Below are 19,512 nucleotides of genomic sequence, written 5' to 3'. Positions count from 1 at the left end.
GCCGTGCTGGACACCTCCTTCGATACGGTCAGGTTCGAGTTCCCGACCCAGCTGATCGCAGCTGTCGTCATCGGCTACCTGATCTACCGCCTGTTCCTGGCTGTGCTGGGCCCGATCCGCCGGGGCTTCGCCGCGGTGGAGCGGGACGATGCACACCGCCTGGCCGCGGCGCGGCGCGAGCTGTCCGCCACCCGGACCGAGCTGGATGCCACCCGTGTCCGGTTGGCCGGGGTGGAGGGGCAGTTGCGCTCGACCACCGAGGCACTGGACAAGAGCCGTGTCGCGCGCAGTTCGCTGGACGGCGAGCTGCGCCGGGCGCTACGGCAACTCGACACCTTGGAGACCGCGTACGCCACCCCGCTGGGGCAGCCGTCCACGGTCACCACCACCGTCGCGGCCCCCGAGGCCACCGAGGAATCGTCGGCGCTGGTCGCCGACCGCGCCCCGGTGATCGCCGACCTGTTCGGCCGGGTGCTGCCGCGGCTGCTGCAGACCGAGGAGGAGCGATTCCGCTCCGCCGCGGCCGAGCACCTGAAGCAGCGGGAGACCCACCTGCACCGCTTCACCCTGCCCTTCGAGGAGATCCCGCTCATCCTGCGCACTTTGAGCGCGGGACAGCTGGCCGCCTTCGCCACCGCGCTCGCCCAGCTCAACCAGACGCTGGCCGATCCGCAGGCGCGAGCGATCGTCGAGGACAGGTGGCTGGAGCAGCCCGAACGGACCGATCTGCTGCGGCGGCTCGGCGCGACCACCGGCGTGGACCCCACGCTGGAGCCCGCGCTGGTCACCCTGGTGGGCCGGTACTCCCCGGTCGAGCTGCGCAAGTTCGCCCAGCGTCTGGAGGAATCCGTGACGCTGGCGACCGCCCTCACCACCGCGCGGGTGGCCAACGACCGGGCCGGCGAGCTGATCGCTCAGGTCTGGCGTGAGACGGCCGGCAACGCGCCGCTGGAGGTGACTGTCTCGCCCGAGCTGATCGGCGGACTGGTGCTCACCAGCGACCTGACCTACCAGGACGAGTCCTGGGCTCATGCGGCGCTCAGCGCCGGTTTTGACGATGAAGGAGAGAGCCATGGCTGAGCTGCTTGACCTGAGCTACGAGGCTGTCTACGCCCAGAGCGACGCGCTGGACCCCAGCGCCGGTCGCATCGAGGAGGTGGCGGACGGCATCGCGGTCTGCTCCGGCCTGCGCGACGCGCGGATCAACGACGCGGTGGTGCTGGGGGACAACATCCCCGGCATCGTGCTGAAGCTGGACGAGGACCGGGTCGGCGTCGGGCTGCTCGCACACGGTGAGCTGGCTGAGGGCGCCCCGGCGCAGCTCGTCGGCGAGACCCTGAGCGCCGCGGTCTCCACCGAGATCGGCGGACGGGTCCTGGACTCCGCCGGGATGCCCCTGGACGGCATGCCGGCCCCGGCCACCGATGTCACTGTCCCGGTGTTCGCCCCGTCGCCGCCGCTGTCGACCATCGAGGGGGTCTCCCGCCCGCTGGCCACTGGTCTGCTCGCGGTGGACGCCGTGATCCCGGTCGGGCGCGGGCAGCGTCAGCTGATCCTCGGTGACCGGCAGACCGGCAAGACCCAGTTGGCGATCGACGCGATCATCAACCAGCGCAGCCAGGACGTGGTCTGCCTCTACGTCTCCATCGGCAAGAAGATGGCCGAGATCGCTTCTATCGTGACCCGGCTGCGCGCCGCGGACGCGCTGAGCTACACCACTGTCGTCGCCGCCCCGGCCGACGCCACGCTGACCAGCCAGTACATCGCCCCGTATTACGGCATGGCACTGGCGGAGGCGCTGCGGGCCAAGGGCAAGGACGTGCTGGTGGTCTTTGACGACCTGACCAACCACGCCGACGCCTACCGCAGCATCTCGCTGCTGCTGCGTCGCCCGCCGGGCCGCGAGGCCTACCCCGGTGACATCTTCTACATCCACGGTTCGCTGCTCGAGCGCGCGGCCCAGCTCTCCGAGCTGCACGGCGGCGGCTCGATCACCGCGCTGCCGGTGGTCACCACGCTCTCGGACGACCTGTCGGCCTACATCCCGACCAACATCGTCTCGATCACCGACGGTCAGATCTACCTGCGCTCCGAGCTCGCGAACCAGGGCCGGATGCCGGCCATCGACATCGGCCTGTCCGTGTCCCGTGTCGGCTCTGACGCCCAGTTGCCGGTGATCAGTCAGCTGTCCAAGGGCATCTCCTTCACGCTGTCGCAGTACGCGGAGCTGCAGGAGCTGCTGATGTACGACGGCGCGCTCTCCGAGCACCAGCGTTCCCTGGTCGCCGACGGTCAGTGCCTGGTCGAGCTGTTCAAGCAGCCCGCCGGTGCACCCCGTGATCCGGCGACCACCATCCTGCTGCTCTGGGCGTTCCGGGCCGGGGCGTTCAACGGGTTCTCCTCCGCGGACGCGGCGGTGCTCACCGAGCGCCTGGTCGCGGTGGCCGAGCTGAACGCTGAGTACCTCACCACCATGTTGGCTCCCCAGCTGGTGCCCGGCGGCGAGCGCTTCCTGTCCGAGGCTCAGACCCAGGCGATGACCGAGCTGCTCGACTTCGCCCGGGCGGAGATGTCATGAGTTCCGGAGCCGAGAAGCAGATCCGGCACCGGGTCGAGTCGCTGACCTCGGCCCGTAAGCGGGTGCACGCCACCGAGCTGTTTACCCTGGCGATGCTGCCCAAGCTGCGCCGCCAGGCCGAGAACGCGGTGTCGTACTACGACCACGTGCTCGACTCGCTCGCCAACATCGCCGACACCGGTGAGCTGCGCGAGCTGATGGCGGGGACCACCGGTGAGGGCAAGGTGCTCACGTTGGTGATCACCTCCTCGCGGGGGATGTGCGGGCCGTACAACCGGAACGTCTTCGACCAGCTGGAGGAGTTCGCCGCTGCGGAGTCTGGAGCGGGCTTCCAGGAGGCGGACTTCGCGGTGCTGGGTACCAAGGGTCGGCAGTACCTGGAGCGGGCCGGTGCGAACGTGGTGCTCGCGGTGGACAAGGGCCTGGAGGACATCTCCCTGGAGGAGATGGCCGACCTGGGTTCCTGGCTGCTCGACCACAGCCGCGGCGGGACCTACCGCAAGGTCTTCGTGGTCTACACCCGGTACCTCGACGCGATGCACTCGCAGCCCACCACCATGCAGCTGCTCCCGCTCACCTCTGAGTCCCATCAGCGTGACGACGACAAGGGCCTGTCCATCCTCGACTTCGAGGGGGAGGCCGCCAACCTGGTCACCCGGCTGGTCGACAGCTACGTGGTCGGGATGCTCTACAGCCTGCTGCGCTACTCGGTCGCCTCGGAGTACTCCGAGCGCCGTAAGGCACTACAACAGGCCAGCCGCGGGATCGACGACGAGCTCGGCGCCACCCGTACCCAGCTCAAGCACCTGGTGATGGAACACCGCACCAATGCCCTGCTCGAGATCGTGAACACCCAGAGTTCCGGTGGCATCCGCCGGAGGAGGCCCGTATGAACACCCCGACCGGCACCAGCAGCAACGGCGTCATCGTCGCCGTCAACGGATTCGTCCTGACCATCACCTTCGAGGCCGGGCGTCTGCCCGCGGTCGGCGACGCCATCGAGTACAGCACCCCAGACCGTACGTATGTGGCCGAGGTGGCCGCACACATCGGCCTGGACACCGTGCAGGCCGTCGCCATCGGTGAGGTCTCCGGTGTGCGCCGCGGACAGGTCGTCCGCGCCCTGGGCGGTCCGCGCACCTTCCCGGTGGGCGGCGCGCTCCGTGGCCGGATGGTCGACGCCTACGGCAGCCCCACCGACGGCGGACCGTCGGTGAAGCCGGACGAGCACTGGTCCGTGCACCGCTCCGCCCCCGCGCTGGAGAACATCGCCGCCGAGCGCCAGGTGCTGACCACCGGCATCCGGGTGCTCGACGTGATGGCCCCGATCACCCGTGGTGGCAAGACCGGCCTGTTCGGTGGTGCCGGTGTGGGCAAGTCCGTGCTGATGCAGGAGTTGATCCACAACTTCGGCGCGATGGGCGGCACCTCGGTGTTCACCGGTGTCGGTGAGCGTTCCCGTGAGGGTGTCGGGCTCTACCAGGAGCTGCGTGACTCCGGGGTGCTTGCGCAGACCGCCATTGTGCTGGGCCAGATGAACGAGTCGCCCGGCACCCGGATGCACGCCGCCTACTCGGGTCTGACCCTGGCGGAGTACTTCCGGGACGTGCAGAAGACCGACGTGCTGCTGTTCGTCGACAACGTCTACCGCTATGTCCAGGCCGGTGCCGAAATCGCGGTCCAGATGGGTAAGACCCCCATCGTCGGCGGCTACCAGTCGACGCTCGCCCAGCAGATGGGCGAGCTGCAGGAGCGCATCGTCTCCACCAACGACGGTGCGATCACCTCCATCCAGGCGGTGTTCCTGCCCGCGGACGACGCTGACGACCCCTCCGCTGCGGTCACCTTCGGGCACCTGGACTCCACCATCGTGCTGTCCCGGCAGATCGCCGCGTCGGGCATCTTCCCGGCTGTCGACCCGCTGGCCACCACGTCGCGCGCACTGGACCCGCAGTTGGTCGGTCAGCGGCACTATGACCTGGCCACTGCGGCCCGCTCCACCCTGCAGCGCTATGTCGACCTCCAGGAAGTCGTCAACGTGCTCGGCATGGAGGAGCTGGCCATCGAGGACCAGCAGACCGTGTACCGGGCTCGGATGCTCCGGGCGTACTTCTCGCAGGCCTTCGTGGTCTCGGAGCGGTTCACCGGCAAGCCCGGCGTCTACTCCGACCTGGCGACCAGCCTGGACGTGATCGAGGGCATCATGGCCGGTCGCTACGACCACCTGTCCGACCACGACTTCCTCTACCTGTCCGGTGCCCCCGAGGACGCCCGCGCGGCGGACTTCACCGAGGAGCCCACCGGATTCGAGGACGACGCCGAGGACGCGGCATGAAGCTGACGGCGACCTCCCCCTTCGGCGAGGAGTTCAGCGGCACCATCGACGCGGTCGTGATCGACACCATCGAGGGTCGCCGGGTGATCCTGCCCGAGCACGGCGACTTTGTCGGGATCTTCGACCTGACCGAGATCACCGTCATCCAGTCCGACGACGCCCGCGTGGTGTGGGCGGCCTTCGGCTACGTGCACGTCTTCAACGGCGACGTGGTCGTGATCGCGCAGATGGTTGACGCCGACGCGGAGGCCGTCCAGGGCTTCCACGACCGGATCACCGCTGGACGATCGTCCAGCAGCAGTCGGTTCGCGGTGGCCATCGATGCGTGAGTTGATCGCAGTCGGCGTCCTCACCCTGGTGGTGCTGGGCGCGGCGTACGTGGTGCTCCGCTGGGCCGAGCGCTGGTGGCGGGACACCGACGACGCCTGGCCCACCGTGGCCCGGGTGCTGCGGGGGATTCAGCGCACCGGTCTGCGCCCCGAGCGGGTGGCGGTGGCACTGGTGCTGTCCTTCGTGACCCTGGGTGTGGCGGTGGCCGTGGCGATCTGCGGCGCGACCGTGCTGCCCACGGTGGTCGTGCTGTACCTCGCGCTGGCGCTGGTCGTGATCGTCGGGACCCGCGGCGAGCCGGTGCGGCAGCGCGTGTGGTCGTCGACGCTCGGCGTGCTGGTGTTGGCCCTGTCCCTGGCTTGGACCGCGTTCTGCGCCCAGTGGGACTTCTCGGGTGCCCAGGTGATGGGTGCTCTCGCTGTGCTGGTCGGTGGCGTAGCCGCCGCGGCACTCACCGGCTGGGCGGACAGCCTGGCCCACCGATGGACGGCCCGTGCCCAGGGTCGTCGTCGTCCGATGCCCTCCTGAGTCAGGACCATCCCCGTCCCACGACCGGACCCGGACGACCGAGGCGCCCCCGCCACACGCGGGGGCGCCTCATTCTTTTGTGCGCGACCGCAGCGCGACCCGTGACCCGCGACCTGCGACCCGCGACGCGTGACCCGCGACCCGCGACGCGTGACCCGCGACCTGCGACCCCCGACCCGAGGCCTGGGCACCGCAGCGCCGTGCCTGCTGCGCCCCCGACGAGTTCGGTGCGTGGGCGTCGAGTTCGGAGGCGGCAGCATCGACCTAGCGACACCCGCACCGAACTCGGCCGCGGGCGTGGCGCGAACCAGCCCGGTGTGGGTGCGGCGCTCGAACTCGGCCGTGGACGTGGCCCGAATCGGCCCGGCGCGGGCAGAGTGTGACTGCGTTGCGCTTCGGGTGGGGGCTCGGTGTGACGCGGTGTCGGCTCGCCGTTGTGCTGGCGTGGCCCGGGTTGCGGGCTGCGCGGCCCGGTGGGTGCAGGAGGGTCAGCGGCCTCGTCGGCGGGGGGAAGAACCGCGCCGGGGTGGGGCCGGCTTGCGTCGCGGGCGCTGGGCGGCGGTGGTGCGGGGGCCAGCGGTGGGGCGCTTCGCGGGGGATGCGGGTGTCGACGCGGGCGCGGACTCGGTGCGGGCACGACCGCGAGAGCTATTGGCGGTGCGCCCGCGGACGATGCCGATCAGCTCCTCGATCAGCGGGTCGTCCTCGCGGGATCGGGACCACGCGAGGGCAGTCTGGGAGGTGGGCGCGTCGGTGATCGGACGGTAGGTCAGGTCCTTGCGGTGGTGCAGCCGGGCGAGCGACATCGGAACGATCAGCACCCCGACGCCGGAGGCCACCAGCTCCACCGCGTCGGCGGTCGTCGCCGGGGTGGGCAGCAACGAGGGCTCGCCGGGCGGGTCGGTCCAGGCCAGCACGTCATCGGCGGGGGTGAGCAGTGTCTCCTCGGCCAGATCGTCGGGGCTGAGCTCATCGAGGGCGGTCAGGAGGTGGTCCTTGGGCAGGACGACCACGGTGACCTCGGTGTACAGCGGGATGGCATGCAGCCGGTCGCGGTCCACGGGCAGCCGGAGCAGTGCGGCGTCCACCGACCCGTCGATCAGCGCCGAGGGGGCCTCAGCGGCGGTGAGCTGCACCAGGTCCAGCGGGTGGTCGGGCAGCCGGTCCGCCCAGGTGCGGGTCCAGGAGGTCGGGGTCATCCCGGGGGTGAGTGCCAGCCGGAACCGGGCGTCCGAAGAGGGGGAGGGCATGGCGGTCCTTCCGATCGCGCGCCGCACCAGCCTACGTGGCCACTCCACACGAAGTCCGCGCCCACCCACCCGGGCTCCCGCGGACGCCCGCTCTGCCCGACCCCGCGCGTACCCACCGCGCCCGACCCCGCATGCGCCCACCGCCCGACCCCGCGCGCACCCAGCCCGCCCAACCCCGCCCACAACTGCCTTGCCCGCCCTCGCGCGTACCCACCGCGCCCAACCCTGCGCGCACTCACCCCGCCCAACCCCACGCGCACCCATCCCGCCCAACCCGCGCGCACCCGCTCTGCTCCACCCCACCCGACCCACCCCGCCCGACCTGTGCCCTGCGCGGAGCCCCCGCACGCCCACCACCCGCAGGTCGGCGTCGGCATCGATGTGTCAGAACCTGAGGCGATTCGGGTGGTATGCGGCTCAGAAACTGGCACATCGGCGGGGTGGGGTGGGTCCGCACGAACCGGCTCAGGCGATTTTTCGCCCAGGTGGGGGTGTGTGACCACTCGGTGCAGTGCCCCCGCTACCGCATGGCGGGGCGATTCGTACTCGGAGCAGGACTGTCGGCCCCGATGGGGGCGGAGGCGGCCTCTAGCGTGGTCGGGACGTTGACGACGGAGGGATGCACCATGAACCAGCGCAAGCCGATGCTGATCGGCACCGGAATCGCCGTGGCGGTGGTGATCGTGATCGGGCTGGTGCTCGCCATCGTGCTGCTGCCCTCGGGTTCCGCAGACCAGACGGCCAGCCCGTCCACCACGCCCACGGCAGAGCAGACCACCCCGACCGAGCAGACCAGCCCGGAGTCGACGGTCCATGCGACGACCTTCGCCCGGAACCTCCCGGACGACCCGATGGCGATCGGTGACATCGATGCGCCGGTGCTGATGATCGAGTGGGCGGATCTGCGCTGCCACTACTGCGGCGTGTTCGCCAACGAGACGCTGCCGGGCCTGATCAGCGAGTACGTGGATGCCGGGCTGCTGCGGATCGAGTGGCACAGCGCGGTCGTGCTGGGTGACACCTCGGCGGACGCCGCCGTGGCCGCCCGCGCTGCCGGACAGCAGGACCTGTTCTGGGAGTACATCGAGGCGATCTACGCCACCGAGCCCACCGGTCAGACTGTCTGGGACCGGGATGCGCTGGTCGGCATCGCCGAGTCGATCCCGGGCATGGATGTCGCGCAGTTCACCGCCGACCTGGACGACCCGGAGCTGATCGCCGCCGCGCAGGCTGAGACGCAGCAGTCCATCGATTCCGGCATCACCGGCACCCCGATGTTCGTCGTCGGAAGCGAGGTGCTCCAGGGCGCGCAGCCGTTGGAGAACTTCGCCGCGGTGATCGACGCTCAGCTGGGCTGATCACTCCTCGCTGGCGGGCGCCGGTGCGGCCAGACCCTGTTGGATCAGGTCCATCACCGAGGCGTCCGCCAGCGTGGTCGCGTCCCCGACCTGGCGGTGCTCGGCGACATCCCGGAGTAGTCGGCGCATGATCTTGCCCGAGCGGGTCTTGGGCAGCTCGGGGACCACCAGCACGGTGCGCGGCTTGGCGATCGGGCCGATCAGCCGGGCGACATGGGCGCGCAGTTCCTGTCCGGTGCTGTCCGGGTCGCTGGTCGCCGCATCGCCGCGCAGGATCACGAAGGCCACGACCGCCTGTCCGGTGGTGTCATCGGTGGCACCGACCACGGCAGCTTCCGCCACCGCCGGATGGGCGACCAGTGCCGACTCGATCTCGGTGGTGGACAGTCGGTGGCCGGAGACGTTCATGACGTCATCCACCCGGCCGAGCAGCCAGATGTCGCCGTCGTCGTCCTTCTTGGCCCCGTCCCCGGCAAAGTAGATCCCCGGGAACCGTGACCAGTAGGTATCGCGGAACCGCTGCTCGTCACCCCAGATGCCGCGCAGCATCGACGGCCAGGGTTCGGTGAGCACCAGGTAGCCGCCCGCTCCGTTCGGCACCGGTTGCGCATCGTCGTCGACCACGGTGGCTGCGATACCGGGCAGTGGGGTCTGGGCGGAGCCGGGCTTGGCGGCGGTGACTCCGGGCAGCGGGCTGATCATGATCGCGCCGGTCTCGGTCTGCCACCAGGTGTCGACCACCGGGGTGCGGTCGCCGCCGATCACCCGGCGGTACCAGGTCCAGGCCTCCGGGTTGATCGGTTCGCCCACGGACCCCAGCACGCGCAGGCTGGACAGGTCGCGTGCGGCGGGGATCTCTTCGCCCCACTTCATGCAGGTCCGGATCGCGGTGGGAGCGGTGTAGAGGATGGACACCCGGTACTTCTGCACGATGTCCCACCAGCGGCCACGGTCCGGGGTGTCCGGGGTGCCTTCGTAGATCACCTGGGTGGCACCGTTGAGCAGCGGGCCGTAGACGACGTAGGTGTGCCCGGTGATCCAGCCGACGTCGGCGGTGCACCAGTAGACGTCGGTGTCCGGCTTGAGGTCAAAGACGTTGAGATGGGTCCACGCGGCCTGGGTCAGATAGCCGCCGGTGGTGTGGAAGATGCCCTTCGGCTTCCCGGTGGTGCCGGAGGTGTAGAGGATGAACAGCGGGTGTTCGGCCTCGACATCGACGGGGGTGTGCTGGTCGTCGGCGGAGTCGACTACCTCGTGCCACCACTGGTCGCGGCCCTCGGTCCAGTCGACGTCTTGCCCGGTGCGGCGGACCACCAGGACGTTGCGCACGATCTCGCCGCTGCCCGCGGCCAAGGCCTCGTCGACGGTGGATTTCAGGGCGCTGGGGGCTCCACGTCGGTAGCCGCCGTCGGCGGTGATCACCACCCGGGCGTCAGCATCCAGGATTCGGGTGTGTAGCGCCTGTGCGGAGAAGCCGCCGAAGACGACTGAGTGCGGCGCGCCGATCCGGGCGCAGGCCAGCATCGCGATCACGGCCTCGGGGATCAGCGGCAGGTAGATCGCCACGCGGTCGCCTGTTCGGACGCCGAGGGTGGTGAGCGCGTTGGCGGCCTTGGACACCTCACGTTGCAGATCTGCGTAGGTGAGTGTCCGGGTGTCGCCGGGCTCCCCCTCAAAGTGCAGCGCCACTCGGTCGCCGTGCCCGGCCTCGACGTGCCGGTCGACCGCGTTGTAGGCGGCGTTCAGGCGACCGTCGGCGAACCAGCGGGCCACCGGGGCGTCAGACCAGTCGAGGGTCTGGGTGAACGGGGTCGACCACGTCACCAGTGCGCGCGCCTGGTCCGCCCAGAAGTCCAGCCGGTTCGCATTGGCCCAGGAGTACAGCTCGGCGTGGGCATTCGCCTGCGCGGCAAAGGCGGGATCAGGGGCGAAGCGGCGATCCTCAGCGAGCAGGTTCTCCAGCCCGGGGCGGGCAGGGGTGGTCTGCCCGGTGGCGTCGTCGGTGTTCAGGACCACGGTGTCCTCCCAGCGCGTGCGGCCGATCGACGGTCGTTGTCGACCGCCGATTGCACCTTAGTAGGACTTACGTCCTATGCGCGGGAAAACGTCCGAATCGTGATGCTCAGCCGCGTCGGGTGCGACGGCGATTCAGCGCGGCGAAGGCGATTCCTGCGCTCAGCAGCAGGGCTCCGATCACGAATACCGTGCCCGAGGATGCTGCCACCACGGTCCGCTCCACCGATCCACGGGTGTAGTCGGTGGCGATCCAGGACACCGTGTCCGCATGGGTGGTGGCGGGCACGTAGAGGTAGACCACGCCGATCACGGTGGCCAACAGCCCGGCAGTCGACGGTGCAGCCGAGGACCAGGTGCCGACCCCGATCAGCGCGGCGAGGATCAGCACCCCGACGGTCACCAGGACCACGCCCAGCGGGTCGTAGGAGGCGTCCCAGCCCGGTGCCTGGACACCGAGGATCCGCGACTGGCCGAAGACGACCAGCCAGATCCCGACCGCACCCGCGAGCAGGCCGATCAGCATGCCAAGTAGCAGCCGCCCCACGCCGCCCCGGGAACGCTCCGGGGCGTGGAACTCCTGCACCGGCTGGGGCGGAGTCGGTGCCAGGGCGGGCTCCGGCGTGGGCGCGGTGGTGTCGCCGGGCGGGACCTGGTCGTCCGCAGGGCCGGTGCCGGGCAGATCGGTGCCGTAGGGCGGGGCGGGCGGCGGGGTCGCGGCGAAGGGGGCGGCGGTCGCCGCGGGGACGTCCTGACCGGTGCGGAAGCTGGTGCGTCGGATCGGACCACTGGTGTCCGGCAATGCGTCCGGGGTGGGTGTCGCGAGCGGGTCGTGCAGCGGGTCCGTCGCCGAGGTCGGGTACGGGTCCGCGGTGCCGGATCGGTATGGGTCATCCAGCGCGGGCAGGGTGGTGGTGGGTGCGGTGTCGGCGGGTCCGGCCAGGCGGGGGATGGGCGGCACGTCGTCCTCGTCGGGCTCCGGCGGGACCGGGGACTGACGGCTGCGCAGGTGGGCACCACGGCCCGGGGTGTCGACCGACGGGGGTGTGATGGGGGCGGAGGTGGTCCGGCGTCCGGCGGTGCCGGACTGCGTGGTGTCGGACTGCTCCGTGGCGCTGGGCTCGGCGGACTCGGTGCCGGTCTCCTCGGTGGGGTTGTCAGTCACGGGCTCATCGCCCGCGGGGCGATCGTCCTGGCCGGGCGGCGGGGTCGGGGTGCTGCTCATCTCGGGCTCCTCGGGTCGCCGCCGGGCATCCCCGGGGCCGATCGCGACCCCGGGTCGGCTGCGTGCCCGAGGTCCTGTGCTGCCACGACGGTAGGTCGGCAACGGGTGCGATGCGCGGCGGCACGCCCGGGTTCGTCCGGATCGGGCGCTTCGGAACGGTACCGAGCGGCCGTCGCGGACGGGGTGGCTGGTACAGCCAGGTGTGGCCGAGTGTCCGCGAGAGGGCTCAGCGGCCCGTCGTCGCGGGTGCGGGGGCGTCGACCGGCTCATGCGGCCGGGGCAACGGCGTGGCGGGCGCGGGGGAAGCGGCGACCACATTGGCCGCGCCGACCAGCAGGCCACCGCCCACCAGGTTCCCGAGTCCGACCCACAGCACATTGCGGGCGAACTCGGCCACCGTGGCACCGGGCAACCCGTCGAACAGGCCCAGTCCGAAGGTGGTCATATTCGCCACCACGTGCTCGAAGCCGGAGGTGATGAAGACCATCACGCACAGGAAGATCAGCAGGATCTTGGCGACCTCGTTCTGTAGCCGTCCAGCGCACCAGATGGCCAGACAGACCATGACGTTGCACAGGATGCCGCGGAAGAACAGCTCGGTGTTGGACTCCGCGGCCTTGTGCTCGATCATGCTCGCGATGGCGCGACCGGCGGGGGTGTCGGCATTCCACAGTCCGGAGAAGTGCAAGATCCCGGCGAACACCAGGGCACCGAGCAGGTTCCCGGCCAGGCAGGCCAGCAGGGTCACTGCCGCGCGGGCCCAGCTGATCGTCCGCTTGAGCGCCCCCTGGACGAAGACCATCATCGCGCTGGTCGCCAGTTCGCCACCGGCGACGACCACCAGGGTCAACGCGATGCCGAAGACCATGCCCTGCACCAGCGGTGCGAAGCCGGAGCCGGCGTCCTTGAGCGGGCCGCCCGCGGTGGTCATGATGACGACCCCGATGCCGATATACGCACCGGCCAGCATGGTGTTCACCAGGTACACCCAAGGGCGGCGGGCCAGCTCGGTCTTGGTCCGCGCAGCACCGGTCTGGTAGTCGAGGGCCTCGGAGACGGTCAGCACGGGTTCCATGCTTCCGGACCCGGAGCCGCCAGACATGGGACGAAAAGCCCCTCAGATCCGGCGCAGCAGCACCGCGACCTCGTAGTGACCGGTCTGGGGGAACATGTCGAGCAGCTGACCGCGCACCGGGCGTAGGGACCCCATCGCCGCCAGGTCCGTGGCCAGCGAGACCGCGTTGCAAGAGGAGTACAGGACGTTCTGCACCCCGGAGCCCTCCAGCCAGGCGGCCAGCCGTGGGCCGATGCCGCGCCGGGGCGGGTTCACGATCACCAGATCGGGTGCGTGCGGGGCAGACAGGGCGTAGTCGGTGGCGTCCCCGGCGGCGAATCGCAGACCGGGCAGCCCGGAGTCGGCGGCGGTCTGCTCGGCGGAGGCGATCGCCTCCGCGCTCAGCTCGATGCCGGTCACCTCGCGGTCGGGGGCGGCGACATGCAGGGCGAAGCCGCCCACGCCGCAGTACAGATCCCACACCGTGCGCGGATTCGCCTCCGCCACCCAGTCCCGTCCGGTGCGATACAGCGCGGCGGCGACCTCGGTGTTGGTCTGGAAGAAGCTCTGCGGGCGCAGGTGCAGGTTCAACCCGTTCAGACGCATCCGCAGGGTATCGGTGTCGGTGAGCACGATCTCCCGCTCACCTTCCAACACCGCCTTGTGCTCGGGCAGCACGTTGACGGTGGCGACCACCAACGCGGGCAGCTCGTCCCGCAGGCTCGGCAGGTGCTTGCGGATGCGGGATAGCGCCTCGGTGCTGCGCAGCACGAACCGGACCATCAGCTCGCCGTCCGGGGACTGCGTCACCAGCAGGTTCTTCAGCTCACCGCGACGGGTCGCCAGGTTGTAGGGCTCCAGCCGCGCCCGAGTGATGAAGCGCGCCAGCGGGTCGAAGGCCGCCTGCATCGATGCCGGGTACAGCGGGCAGGTGCGGAGGTCGACCCCCGCGCCGCCCGGGTCGAGGATGCCGAGGGTCGGATGGTCCACGGTCCCGGCGACGGCGAGTTTGGCCTTGTTGCGGAACCCGCTCGGCGCACTGCGCACCGGCGGCAACCAGTCGATCCCCGGGCCGAGCAGCTCCACGCACTGGCGCTGCTTGCCCGCGAGCTGCTGGTCGTCGTCGAGCTCGATCAGCGTGCAGCTACGGCACCGCTGGGCGTCGTAGTGGGGGCAGATCAGGCGGGACACCGCGCCATCGTACGGAGCCTCAGACCCCCGGCAGTGCGGCGATGGCTCCGGTGTCCGCACGCGGTTCGGCTCCAGCCGACGCGACCTCGGTGACCGCTGAGGCGACCGTGCCAGCCACATCCGGGTGGAAGACGCTCGGGATGATGTACGCCGGGTTCAGCTCCTCCTCGGTGACCACCGAGGCCAGCGCCTTGGCGGCGGCGAGCAGCATGTCGTCGGTGATGGTGTGCGACTGCGCGTCCAGCAGCCCGCGGAACACCCCGGGGAAGGCCAGCACGTTGTTGATCTGGTTGGCCACATCGGAGCGGCCGGTCCCGACCACCGTCGCGTACTGCGCGGCCACCGTCGGGTCGACCTCCGGGCGGGGATTGGCGAGCGCGAACACGATGGAGCCGGGGTTCATCGTCGCCAGATCCTCACCCGACAGGATGTCCGGGGCGCTGACCCCGATGAACACATCAGCCCTGGCCACCGCGCCGCGCAGGCTGCCGGTCAGGCGACGCGGGTTGGTGTGCTCGGCGATCCAGTGCAGCTCCGGGGAGGCCAGTGGGCGGTCGGGGTGCACGATGCCGTCGATGTCGGCGACGACCACATCCCGTGCGCCATCGGCCAGCAGCAGCTTGAGCACCGCCGTGCCGGCCGCTCCGGCCCCGGACAGCACGATCCGCACCTCCTCGATCCGCTTGCCGACCACTCGCAGCGCATTGGTCAGGGCCGCGGTGACGACGATGGCGGTGCCGTGCTGGTCGTCGTGGAACACCGGGATGTCCAGGCGTTCGCGCAGCCGACGCTCCACCTCAAAACAGCGCGGCGCAGAGATGTCCTCCAGGTTGATCCCGGCGAACACCGGGGCCACCCGCACCACCGTCTCGACGATCTCGTCCACATCCTGGGTGTCGAGCGCCAGCGGGAAGGCGTCGATCCCGGCGAAGCGCTTGAACAGTGCGGCCTTGCCCTCCATCACCGGCAGCGACGCCAGCGGACCGATGTCCCCGAGCCCGAGCACGGCGCTGCCGTCGGTGACCACGGCGATGGTGTTGCGCTTGATGGTGAGCCGTCGGGCGTCGTCGGGACGAGCCGCGATGGCCTCGCAGACCCGTGCGACACCGGGGGTGTACGCCATGGACAGGTCGTCACGATTACGCAGTGGCACCTTGGGTTCGATGGACAGCTTGCCGCCCAGGTGCATGAGGAACGTCCGGTCGGAGACCCGCTCGATGTCCACCCCGGGCAGGGCGCGGACCGCCTCGACGATCTGCGCGGCATGCTCCTGACCGCTGGTGGCGCAGGTGACATCGACAGTGAGGCGCTGCTGCCCGGAGGCGGTCACGTCCAGAGCGGTGACGATGCCGCCGGTGCGCTCGATGGCACCGGTGAGTTCGCTCACCGCCGTGGGTCGGGCCTCGATGTGCAGGCGGGCGGTGATGGAGGAGGACACGGTCGGCGTCGACATGACCGCCATTGTGGCCCGTGTCACGCTGCGCGCATCCGGACCTAGGGTGGCCGGGTGACGCAACCTGCTGCTCTCGGGATGCCCGGTGGACTCGGCCGACCGCGCGCCGCCCGCCCGGTCGGCCCGGACCCCTTGGCGGGGTTGCTGGAGTTGGCGGGGGTGTCCGCCGCCGTCGACGCCGCCCGGACCGCCTGCGAGGAGCTGCGCTGGCACGAGGGCTTCCGCCGCCGGTGGCGGGAGGTGCGGGCCGAGGCTGATCTGCGTGCAGCGCGGGGGTCCGCCGCGGTCGACGGGGCGCGGGTGCCGCTGACCGCCGTGCGACGACTGGCGGTGGGTTCCCCGGTGGACGGCCCGGACCTGGGGCTGGTGGCCGGGGCGTTGCGGGCGACCGTGCTGGCCGGGCGGTGGCGACCTGACCTCGGCGCGTCGAGTGGTCCGCCGGTGCCACCGCTGGGTGAGCTGCTGGCCCGACTGCACACCGCGACGATGCGTGATCTGCTGCCCGCTGCTGACCTGGGTCGGTTGCGGGGCACCGACCAGCCCCGTGACCTGTCGGGACTCGGCCCGGCACCGACCGGCGCGCTGCTGGCTCAGCGGATCGCACTGTTGACGCGGACGCTGGCCGAGACCCGGGCTCCGGCGATGGTCACGGCTGCGGTGCTGCACGGGGAGGTGCTGGCGCTGCGCCCGTTCGTCGCCGGGAACGGGGTGGTGGCCCGGGCGGCGGCTCGGCTGGTGCTGGCGGTGCGCGGGCTCGACCCGACCGGTGCGGTGGTGGCTGAGGGCGGGTGGGCACAGTCGCCGAATATGTACCTGTCTGCGGCTGCGGGGTTCGCCACCGGGAGCCCGGCCGGAGTGGGCGGATGGGTCGCGTTCTGCGCCCGCTCCGTGGTGGCGGGGGCGGCGGTCGGGCGCGAGGTGGCCGATGCGGTGCTGGTGGGGCGGTTGGGGGAGTCGCCGGTGGGGGACGGCTTTGCATCGCCTGGCGGGGAGGTGTCGGTGGGGGACGGCCTCCCGGAAACGTCACGCGGGGATGCGTCGGTGGACGACCGCGCGGAGCGGCCAGACGGAGTCGGCCTTCCGGTGCCCGGCGGGGATGTGCCGAGTGCGGACACAGACGACGACGCCCGGTGAGAGGCGCCGTCGCTGAACGTCGGGTCCCGGAGGTGAACAGGCGTGCAGTGCAGTCGTCGCGACGGGACCAGCCCGGTCGACGCGTCCTATGCGTGGACGGATCGCGCGTGGGTGCCTCCGGCACCTTCAGTTGTGAGGCCGATCACAGCACGCGCGGTGGCGTTGCGGAAGGGGTCGCGGTGAAGTCGCAGGTCGTCGTCCGGCGTTGACCACGTGCTGGGACGACATCTCGGAGAGTGATCAACGACGGGCACGGCGGGCTGCGCCGACCCCGATCGCCGCGAGCGCGACGCCGACCAGAACAACGGCACCGGTCCGCTGCCGCCGCACATCCGCCCGGTGCCGCGCGGTGTGGAATCGCAGCGACTCCCAGCCCTGCTCCCGCGCCCACCGCCGCAATCGCCGGTCGGGGTTCACCATGTAGCCGTGCCCCACGGCGGCCAGCATCGGCGCATCGGTGGTCGAGTCGGTGTACGCCGAACTCGCCGCCAGGTCGTACCCCTCCTGCTGCGCCAGCGCCCGCATCGCCACCGCCTTGGCCGGGCCGTAGGCGTAGAAGTCGATCTCCCCGGTGTACCGACCGTCCCGGACGCTCATCTCGGTGGCGATCACCCGGTCCACCCCGAGCAGGCGGGCGATGGGACGCACCAGCTCCGCGGCGGAGGCGGAGACGATCACCACGTCCTCGCCCGCGGCGTGATGGGCGGCGATCCGCTCGACGGCCTCGGCATGCAGCACGGGACGGATCGCGCGGTCGACATGCGCCTGGACCAGCTCCTCGACCCGGGCCACCTCCCAGCCGGTGACCGTGCGAGACAGTGCGAGCCGCAGGCGTTCGGTCCGGCCCTCGTCGGCGGTGCCCAACAGGAAGGTCGCCTGGGCGTAGGCCGAGCGGAGCACCGCACGCCGGGTCAGCAGTCCGCCGGACAGGAACGGGCGGGCGAAGGCAGTGGCGCTGGACGTGGCGATGACGGTCTTGTCCAGGTCGAAGAACGCGGCGGCGGTGGCCATGCGGGAGCTCCTGTCGGTCCCGGTCGAGCGTATCCGCGTGATCGCGGGGCGACGACCTGTCCACAGCGCGGCTCGGCGGGCGGTGGTCCCCAGGTCCGCGGGGCCACGGGTGACCAGGACTCAGCAGCCGCCGAGGGTGGCCGCGTGCAGCTGGGGAGGGACGTATGGGCGTGATCGGTGTGCTGGGCGCTCGCGGCGGGGCCGGGGCGTCCACAGTGGCGGCGCTGCTCGCCCATGCGCTGGCCCGGGAGGGTGAGACGGTGCTGGTCCAGGTCGGCACCGGGCCGTCGATGGACGCGGTGTTGGGGACGGAGAAGGTGGCGGGTCTGCGCTGGCCCGACCTGCGCGAAGCGCGCGGTGAGGTCGATCCCGGTCAGCTCGGTGCGCGGCTGCGGCGGTGGGGGCGATGCGGTCTGCTCACCCCGGACGACCGGCAGCCCGAGCCGGTCGACGCCGAGGTGGAGGGCGACGTGCTCACCGCCCTGCGACGCCGACATCACTGGGTGGTGGTCGACCTGGACCGTCCGGGGCTGCTGAGCGGGAAGCCACGGCCCGCGGTCGAACTCTGCGAACGGGTGGTGCTGATGGTCCCGCGCGACATTCCCGCCGTGGCGGGGGCGCGGGCGGTGCTGCGTCAGTTACCGGACACCGCAGAGGTGGGGGTGGTGACCCGCGGTCCCGCACCGGGTGGCCTCGGTGGGGCGGAGATCGCCGTGGCGCTCGACCGCGGCTGGTGGGGTGACCTGCCTGGGGGGCGACGACTGGCACGGTCGGTGGACGCCGGGGTCGGGCCGGTGCCCGGTGCACGCACGGCGCGGTGGCTGCGTCGGGCGGTCCGGGTCTGCGCGGGTGCCGGATGAGCGGGAACGACGGCTCCCTGGTAGCGGCTGTGCGCGAACGCCTGGCCCAGGAGTCGGGGCCGGTCACCCCCGACCGGGTGGCAGCGGCGCTGCGCGATACCGGAGCGGTGGTCGGCAGTGCAGCAGCCGATCAGGTGGCGGAGGTGCTGCGTGCCGAGCTGCTCGGTGCCGGCCCATTGCAACCGTTGCTGGACGATCCCGAGGTCACCGATGTGGTGGTGAACGGGCCGCGCCAGGTGTGGGTGGAACGTGCCGGTGTGTTGCAGCCGACCGAGGTGGACCTGGGGGATGCGGCGGCGGTGCGGATGCTCGCGGTGCGATTGGCGGCGACCGGTGGGCAGCGGCTCGACGATGCCCGCCCCACCGTGGACGCGCGATTGCCGGATGGCACCCGCCTGCACGCCGTGCTGCCACCGGTGGCGGACGGGTGCACGCTGCTGTCACTGCGCGTGGTGCGGCATCGCCCGTTCACCCTGGCCGATCTGGTCGCCGGGCAGACGCTCGCACCCGGCGTGGACCAGGTGGTGGAGGCACTGATCCATGCCCGGGCGAATCTCCTGATCTCCGGTGCCACCGGGACCGGCAAGACAACACTGCTGTCCACCCTGCTGTCCCTCGCAGACCCCGCCGAACGGATCGTCTGCATCGAGGAGTCCGGCGAGCTGCATCCCCAGCACCCCCATGTGGTGCGGTTGCTGGTCCGCCGGGCCAATGTGGAAGGCGCGGGCGCGATCACGCTGGAGGACCTGGTCCGGGAATCGCTGCGGATGCGACCGGACCGCGTGGTGCTCGGTGAGTGCCGCGGGCCTGAGGTTCGCGAGGTGCTGGGCGCGCTCAACACGGGGCACGACGGCGGCTGCACCACGGTGCACGCCAACACCGCCGAGGATGTACCGGCGCGACTGGCCGCACTGGGGGCCCTGGCCGGGATGAGTCCGCACGCGCTGGCGACGCAGGCGGCCAGTGCCCTGCACGCGGTGATCCACCTGCGGCGCGAACACGGGCGACGGCGCGTGACCGAGATCGCCGTGGTGACGCACGAGCCCGGCAGCCCGGTGCTGGGGGTGCAGACGGCGGTGCTCTCACCCTTTGGAGCGGAGGCCACGGTGGGGCCGGGCTGGGCGCGACTTGCCGAGCGGATCGGGTGGGGCGGATGACCGCTCAGCTGCGGTGGTGGCGGGGACTGCGAGGC

Annotated in this window: 17 protein-coding genes; 10 read left to right on the top strand and 7 right to left on the bottom strand. The window is 71.2% G+C overall.

From position 1 onward, the window contains the following. Positions 1 to 3 precede the first annotated feature (3 nt). Genes AB0N78_RS10905 through AB0N78_RS10880 form a run of 6 tightly spaced genes read left to right on the top strand, consistent with a single transcriptional unit; the run spans position 4 to position 5,771 of the window. The gene (locus AB0N78_RS10905; RefSeq protein WP_363389679.1) at positions 4 to 1,080 is read left to right on the top strand and encodes a F0F1 ATP synthase subunit delta; all 1,077 of its coding nucleotides are present in this window, start codon (positions 4 to 6) and stop codon (positions 1,078 to 1,080) included. Next, positions 1,073 to 2,578: a F0F1 ATP synthase subunit alpha gene (locus AB0N78_RS10900; protein ID WP_363389676.1), complete on the top strand. Its 1,506-nt coding sequence runs from the start codon at positions 1,073 to 1,075 to the stop codon at positions 2,576 to 2,578. The genes AB0N78_RS10905 and AB0N78_RS10900 overlap by 8 nt, the downstream gene beginning before the upstream one ends. Continuing rightward, on the top strand, positions 2,575 to 3,471 hold the full coding sequence (locus AB0N78_RS10895; RefSeq protein WP_363389673.1) for a FoF1 ATP synthase subunit gamma: 897 nt from the start codon (positions 2,575 to 2,577) through the stop codon (positions 3,469 to 3,471). Before AB0N78_RS10900 ends, AB0N78_RS10895 begins: the two co-directional genes overlap by 4 nt. Further along, positions 3,468 to 4,913 carry a F0F1 ATP synthase subunit beta gene (atpD, locus tag AB0N78_RS10890; protein ID WP_363389671.1) on the top strand — a complete coding sequence of 482 codons (1,446 nt, stop codon included), beginning with the start codon at positions 3,468 to 3,470 and terminating at the stop codon, positions 4,911 to 4,913. Before AB0N78_RS10895 ends, atpD begins: the two co-directional genes overlap by 4 nt. Next, the gene (locus AB0N78_RS10885; protein ID WP_363389668.1) at positions 4,910 to 5,242 is read left to right on the top strand and encodes a hypothetical protein; all 333 of its coding nucleotides are present in this window, start codon (positions 4,910 to 4,912) and stop codon (positions 5,240 to 5,242) included. The genes atpD and AB0N78_RS10885 overlap by 4 nt, the downstream gene beginning before the upstream one ends. Continuing rightward, the gene (locus AB0N78_RS10880) at positions 5,235 to 5,771 is read left to right on the top strand and encodes a hypothetical protein (RefSeq protein ID WP_363389666.1); all 537 of its coding nucleotides are present in this window, start codon (positions 5,235 to 5,237) and stop codon (positions 5,769 to 5,771) included. The genes AB0N78_RS10885 and AB0N78_RS10880 overlap by 8 nt, the downstream gene beginning before the upstream one ends. 488 nt (positions 5,772 to 6,259) lie before the next feature. Here the strand turns inward: AB0N78_RS10880 and AB0N78_RS10875 are convergent, their stop codons facing one another. After that, entirely contained in the window at positions 6,260 to 7,021 is a 762-nt protein-coding gene (locus tag AB0N78_RS10875; protein WP_363389663.1) for a LysR family substrate-binding domain-containing protein, read from the bottom strand. 626 nt (positions 7,022 to 7,647) lie between these two features. On the opposite strand from AB0N78_RS10875, the gene AB0N78_RS10870 reads away from it, so the two are divergent. Next, positions 7,648 to 8,379: a DsbA family protein gene (locus AB0N78_RS10870; protein WP_363389661.1), complete on the top strand. Its 732-nt coding sequence runs from the start codon at positions 7,648 to 7,650 to the stop codon at positions 8,377 to 8,379. Here AB0N78_RS10870 and acs read toward each other — a convergent pair whose 3' ends face one another. From acs to AB0N78_RS10845, 5 genes are all read right to left on the bottom strand, one after another. After that, on the bottom strand, positions 8,380 to 10,389 hold the full coding sequence (acs, locus tag AB0N78_RS10865; RefSeq protein ID WP_363389909.1) for an acetate--CoA ligase: 2,010 nt from the start codon (positions 10,387 to 10,389) through the stop codon (positions 8,380 to 8,382). A gap of 112 nt (positions 10,390 to 10,501) precedes the next feature. Next, a complete protein-coding gene (locus AB0N78_RS10860; RefSeq protein WP_363389658.1) occupies positions 10,502 to 11,617 on the bottom strand; it encodes a hypothetical protein in 1,116 nt (371 codons plus the stop codon). A gap of 226 nt (positions 11,618 to 11,843) precedes the next feature. Then, positions 11,844 to 12,692: a formate/nitrite transporter family protein gene (locus AB0N78_RS10855; protein ID WP_363389655.1), complete on the bottom strand. Its 849-nt coding sequence runs from the start codon at positions 12,690 to 12,692 to the stop codon at positions 11,844 to 11,846. 42 nt (positions 12,693 to 12,734) lie between these two features. Continuing rightward, positions 12,735 to 13,853 carry a 23S rRNA (uracil(747)-C(5))-methyltransferase RlmC gene (gene rlmC, locus AB0N78_RS10850; protein ID WP_363389907.1) on the bottom strand — a complete coding sequence of 373 codons (1,119 nt, stop codon included), beginning with the start codon at positions 13,851 to 13,853 and terminating at the stop codon, positions 12,735 to 12,737. A gap of 28 nt (positions 13,854 to 13,881) precedes the next feature. Continuing rightward, on the bottom strand, positions 13,882 to 15,315 hold the full coding sequence (locus AB0N78_RS10845) for an NAD-dependent malic enzyme (RefSeq protein WP_363389652.1): 1,434 nt from the start codon (positions 15,313 to 15,315) through the stop codon (positions 13,882 to 13,884). A gap of 54 nt (positions 15,316 to 15,369) precedes the next feature. Between AB0N78_RS10845 and AB0N78_RS10840 the strand changes: the two genes are divergently transcribed. Continuing rightward, positions 15,370 to 16,449: a Fic family protein gene (locus tag AB0N78_RS10840; protein ID WP_363389649.1), complete on the top strand. Its 1,080-nt coding sequence runs from the start codon at positions 15,370 to 15,372 to the stop codon at positions 16,447 to 16,449. Between the two features lie 240 nt (positions 16,450 to 16,689). On the opposite strand, the gene AB0N78_RS10835 is transcribed toward AB0N78_RS10840, so the two are convergent. Continuing rightward, positions 16,690 to 17,460 carry an HAD-IB family hydrolase gene (locus AB0N78_RS10835; protein ID WP_363389647.1) on the bottom strand — a complete coding sequence of 257 codons (771 nt, stop codon included), beginning with the start codon at positions 17,458 to 17,460 and terminating at the stop codon, positions 16,690 to 16,692. A gap of 164 nt (positions 17,461 to 17,624) precedes the next feature. Between AB0N78_RS10835 and AB0N78_RS10830 the strand changes: the two genes are divergently transcribed. Next, complete coding sequence (locus tag AB0N78_RS10830; protein WP_363389644.1) at positions 17,625 to 18,320, top strand: cellulose synthase operon protein YhjQ/BcsQ; 696 nt, start codon at positions 17,625 to 17,627, stop codon at positions 18,318 to 18,320. Then, positions 18,317 to 19,477 (top strand): TadA family conjugal transfer-associated ATPase, encoded by a 1,161-nt coding sequence (locus AB0N78_RS10825; protein WP_363389641.1) that lies wholly within the window; start codon positions 18,317 to 18,319, stop codon positions 19,475 to 19,477. Before AB0N78_RS10830 ends, AB0N78_RS10825 begins: the two co-directional genes overlap by 4 nt. Positions 19,478 to 19,512: the final 35 nt, after the last annotated feature.

The sequence above is a fragment of the Cellulomonas sp. NPDC089187 genome, assembly GCF_040685135.1.
Taxonomy (GTDB): domain Bacteria; phylum Actinomycetota; class Actinomycetes; order Actinomycetales; family Cellulomonadaceae; genus Cellulomonas.
This window is presented reverse-complemented; position numbering and strand designations above follow the sequence as displayed.

What these genes read in the sequence shown, in the direction of transcription:
- AB0N78_RS10855 (WP_363389655.1), bottom strand. Translation starts at nt 12,692, where the DNA reads ATGGAACCCGTGCTGACCGTCTCCGAGGCCCTCGACTACCAGACCGGT.
- AB0N78_RS10900 (WP_363389676.1), top strand. Translation starts at nt 1,073, where the DNA reads ATGGCTGAGCTGCTTGACCTGAGCTACGAGGCTGTCTACGCCCAGAGC.
- AB0N78_RS10845 (WP_363389652.1), bottom strand. Translation starts at nt 15,315, where the DNA reads ATGTCGACGCCGACCGTGTCCTCCTCCATCACCGCCCGCCTGCACATC.
- AB0N78_RS10875 (WP_363389663.1), bottom strand. Translation starts at nt 7,021, where the DNA reads ATGCCCTCCCCCTCTTCGGACGCCCGGTTCCGGCTGGCACTCACCCCC.
- AB0N78_RS10885 (WP_363389668.1), top strand. Translation starts at nt 4,910, where the DNA reads ATGAAGCTGACGGCGACCTCCCCCTTCGGCGAGGAGTTCAGCGGCACC.
- AB0N78_RS10895 (WP_363389673.1), top strand. Translation starts at nt 2,575, where the DNA reads ATGAGTTCCGGAGCCGAGAAGCAGATCCGGCACCGGGTCGAGTCGCTG.
- AB0N78_RS10880 (WP_363389666.1), top strand. Translation starts at nt 5,235, where the DNA reads ATGCGTGAGTTGATCGCAGTCGGCGTCCTCACCCTGGTGGTGCTGGGC.
- AB0N78_RS10870 (WP_363389661.1), top strand. Translation starts at nt 7,648, where the DNA reads ATGAACCAGCGCAAGCCGATGCTGATCGGCACCGGAATCGCCGTGGCG.
- AB0N78_RS10825 (WP_363389641.1), top strand. Translation starts at nt 18,317, where the DNA reads ATGAGCGGGAACGACGGCTCCCTGGTAGCGGCTGTGCGCGAACGCCTG.
- AB0N78_RS10830 (WP_363389644.1), top strand. Translation starts at nt 17,625, where the DNA reads ATGGGCGTGATCGGTGTGCTGGGCGCTCGCGGCGGGGCCGGGGCGTCC.
- AB0N78_RS10835 (WP_363389647.1), bottom strand. Translation starts at nt 17,460, where the DNA reads ATGGCCACCGCCGCCGCGTTCTTCGACCTGGACAAGACCGTCATCGCC.
- AB0N78_RS10860 (WP_363389658.1), bottom strand. Translation starts at nt 11,617, where the DNA reads ATGAGCAGCACCCCGACCCCGCCGCCCGGCCAGGACGATCGCCCCGCG.
- atpD (WP_363389671.1), top strand. Translation starts at nt 3,468, where the DNA reads ATGAACACCCCGACCGGCACCAGCAGCAACGGCGTCATCGTCGCCGTC.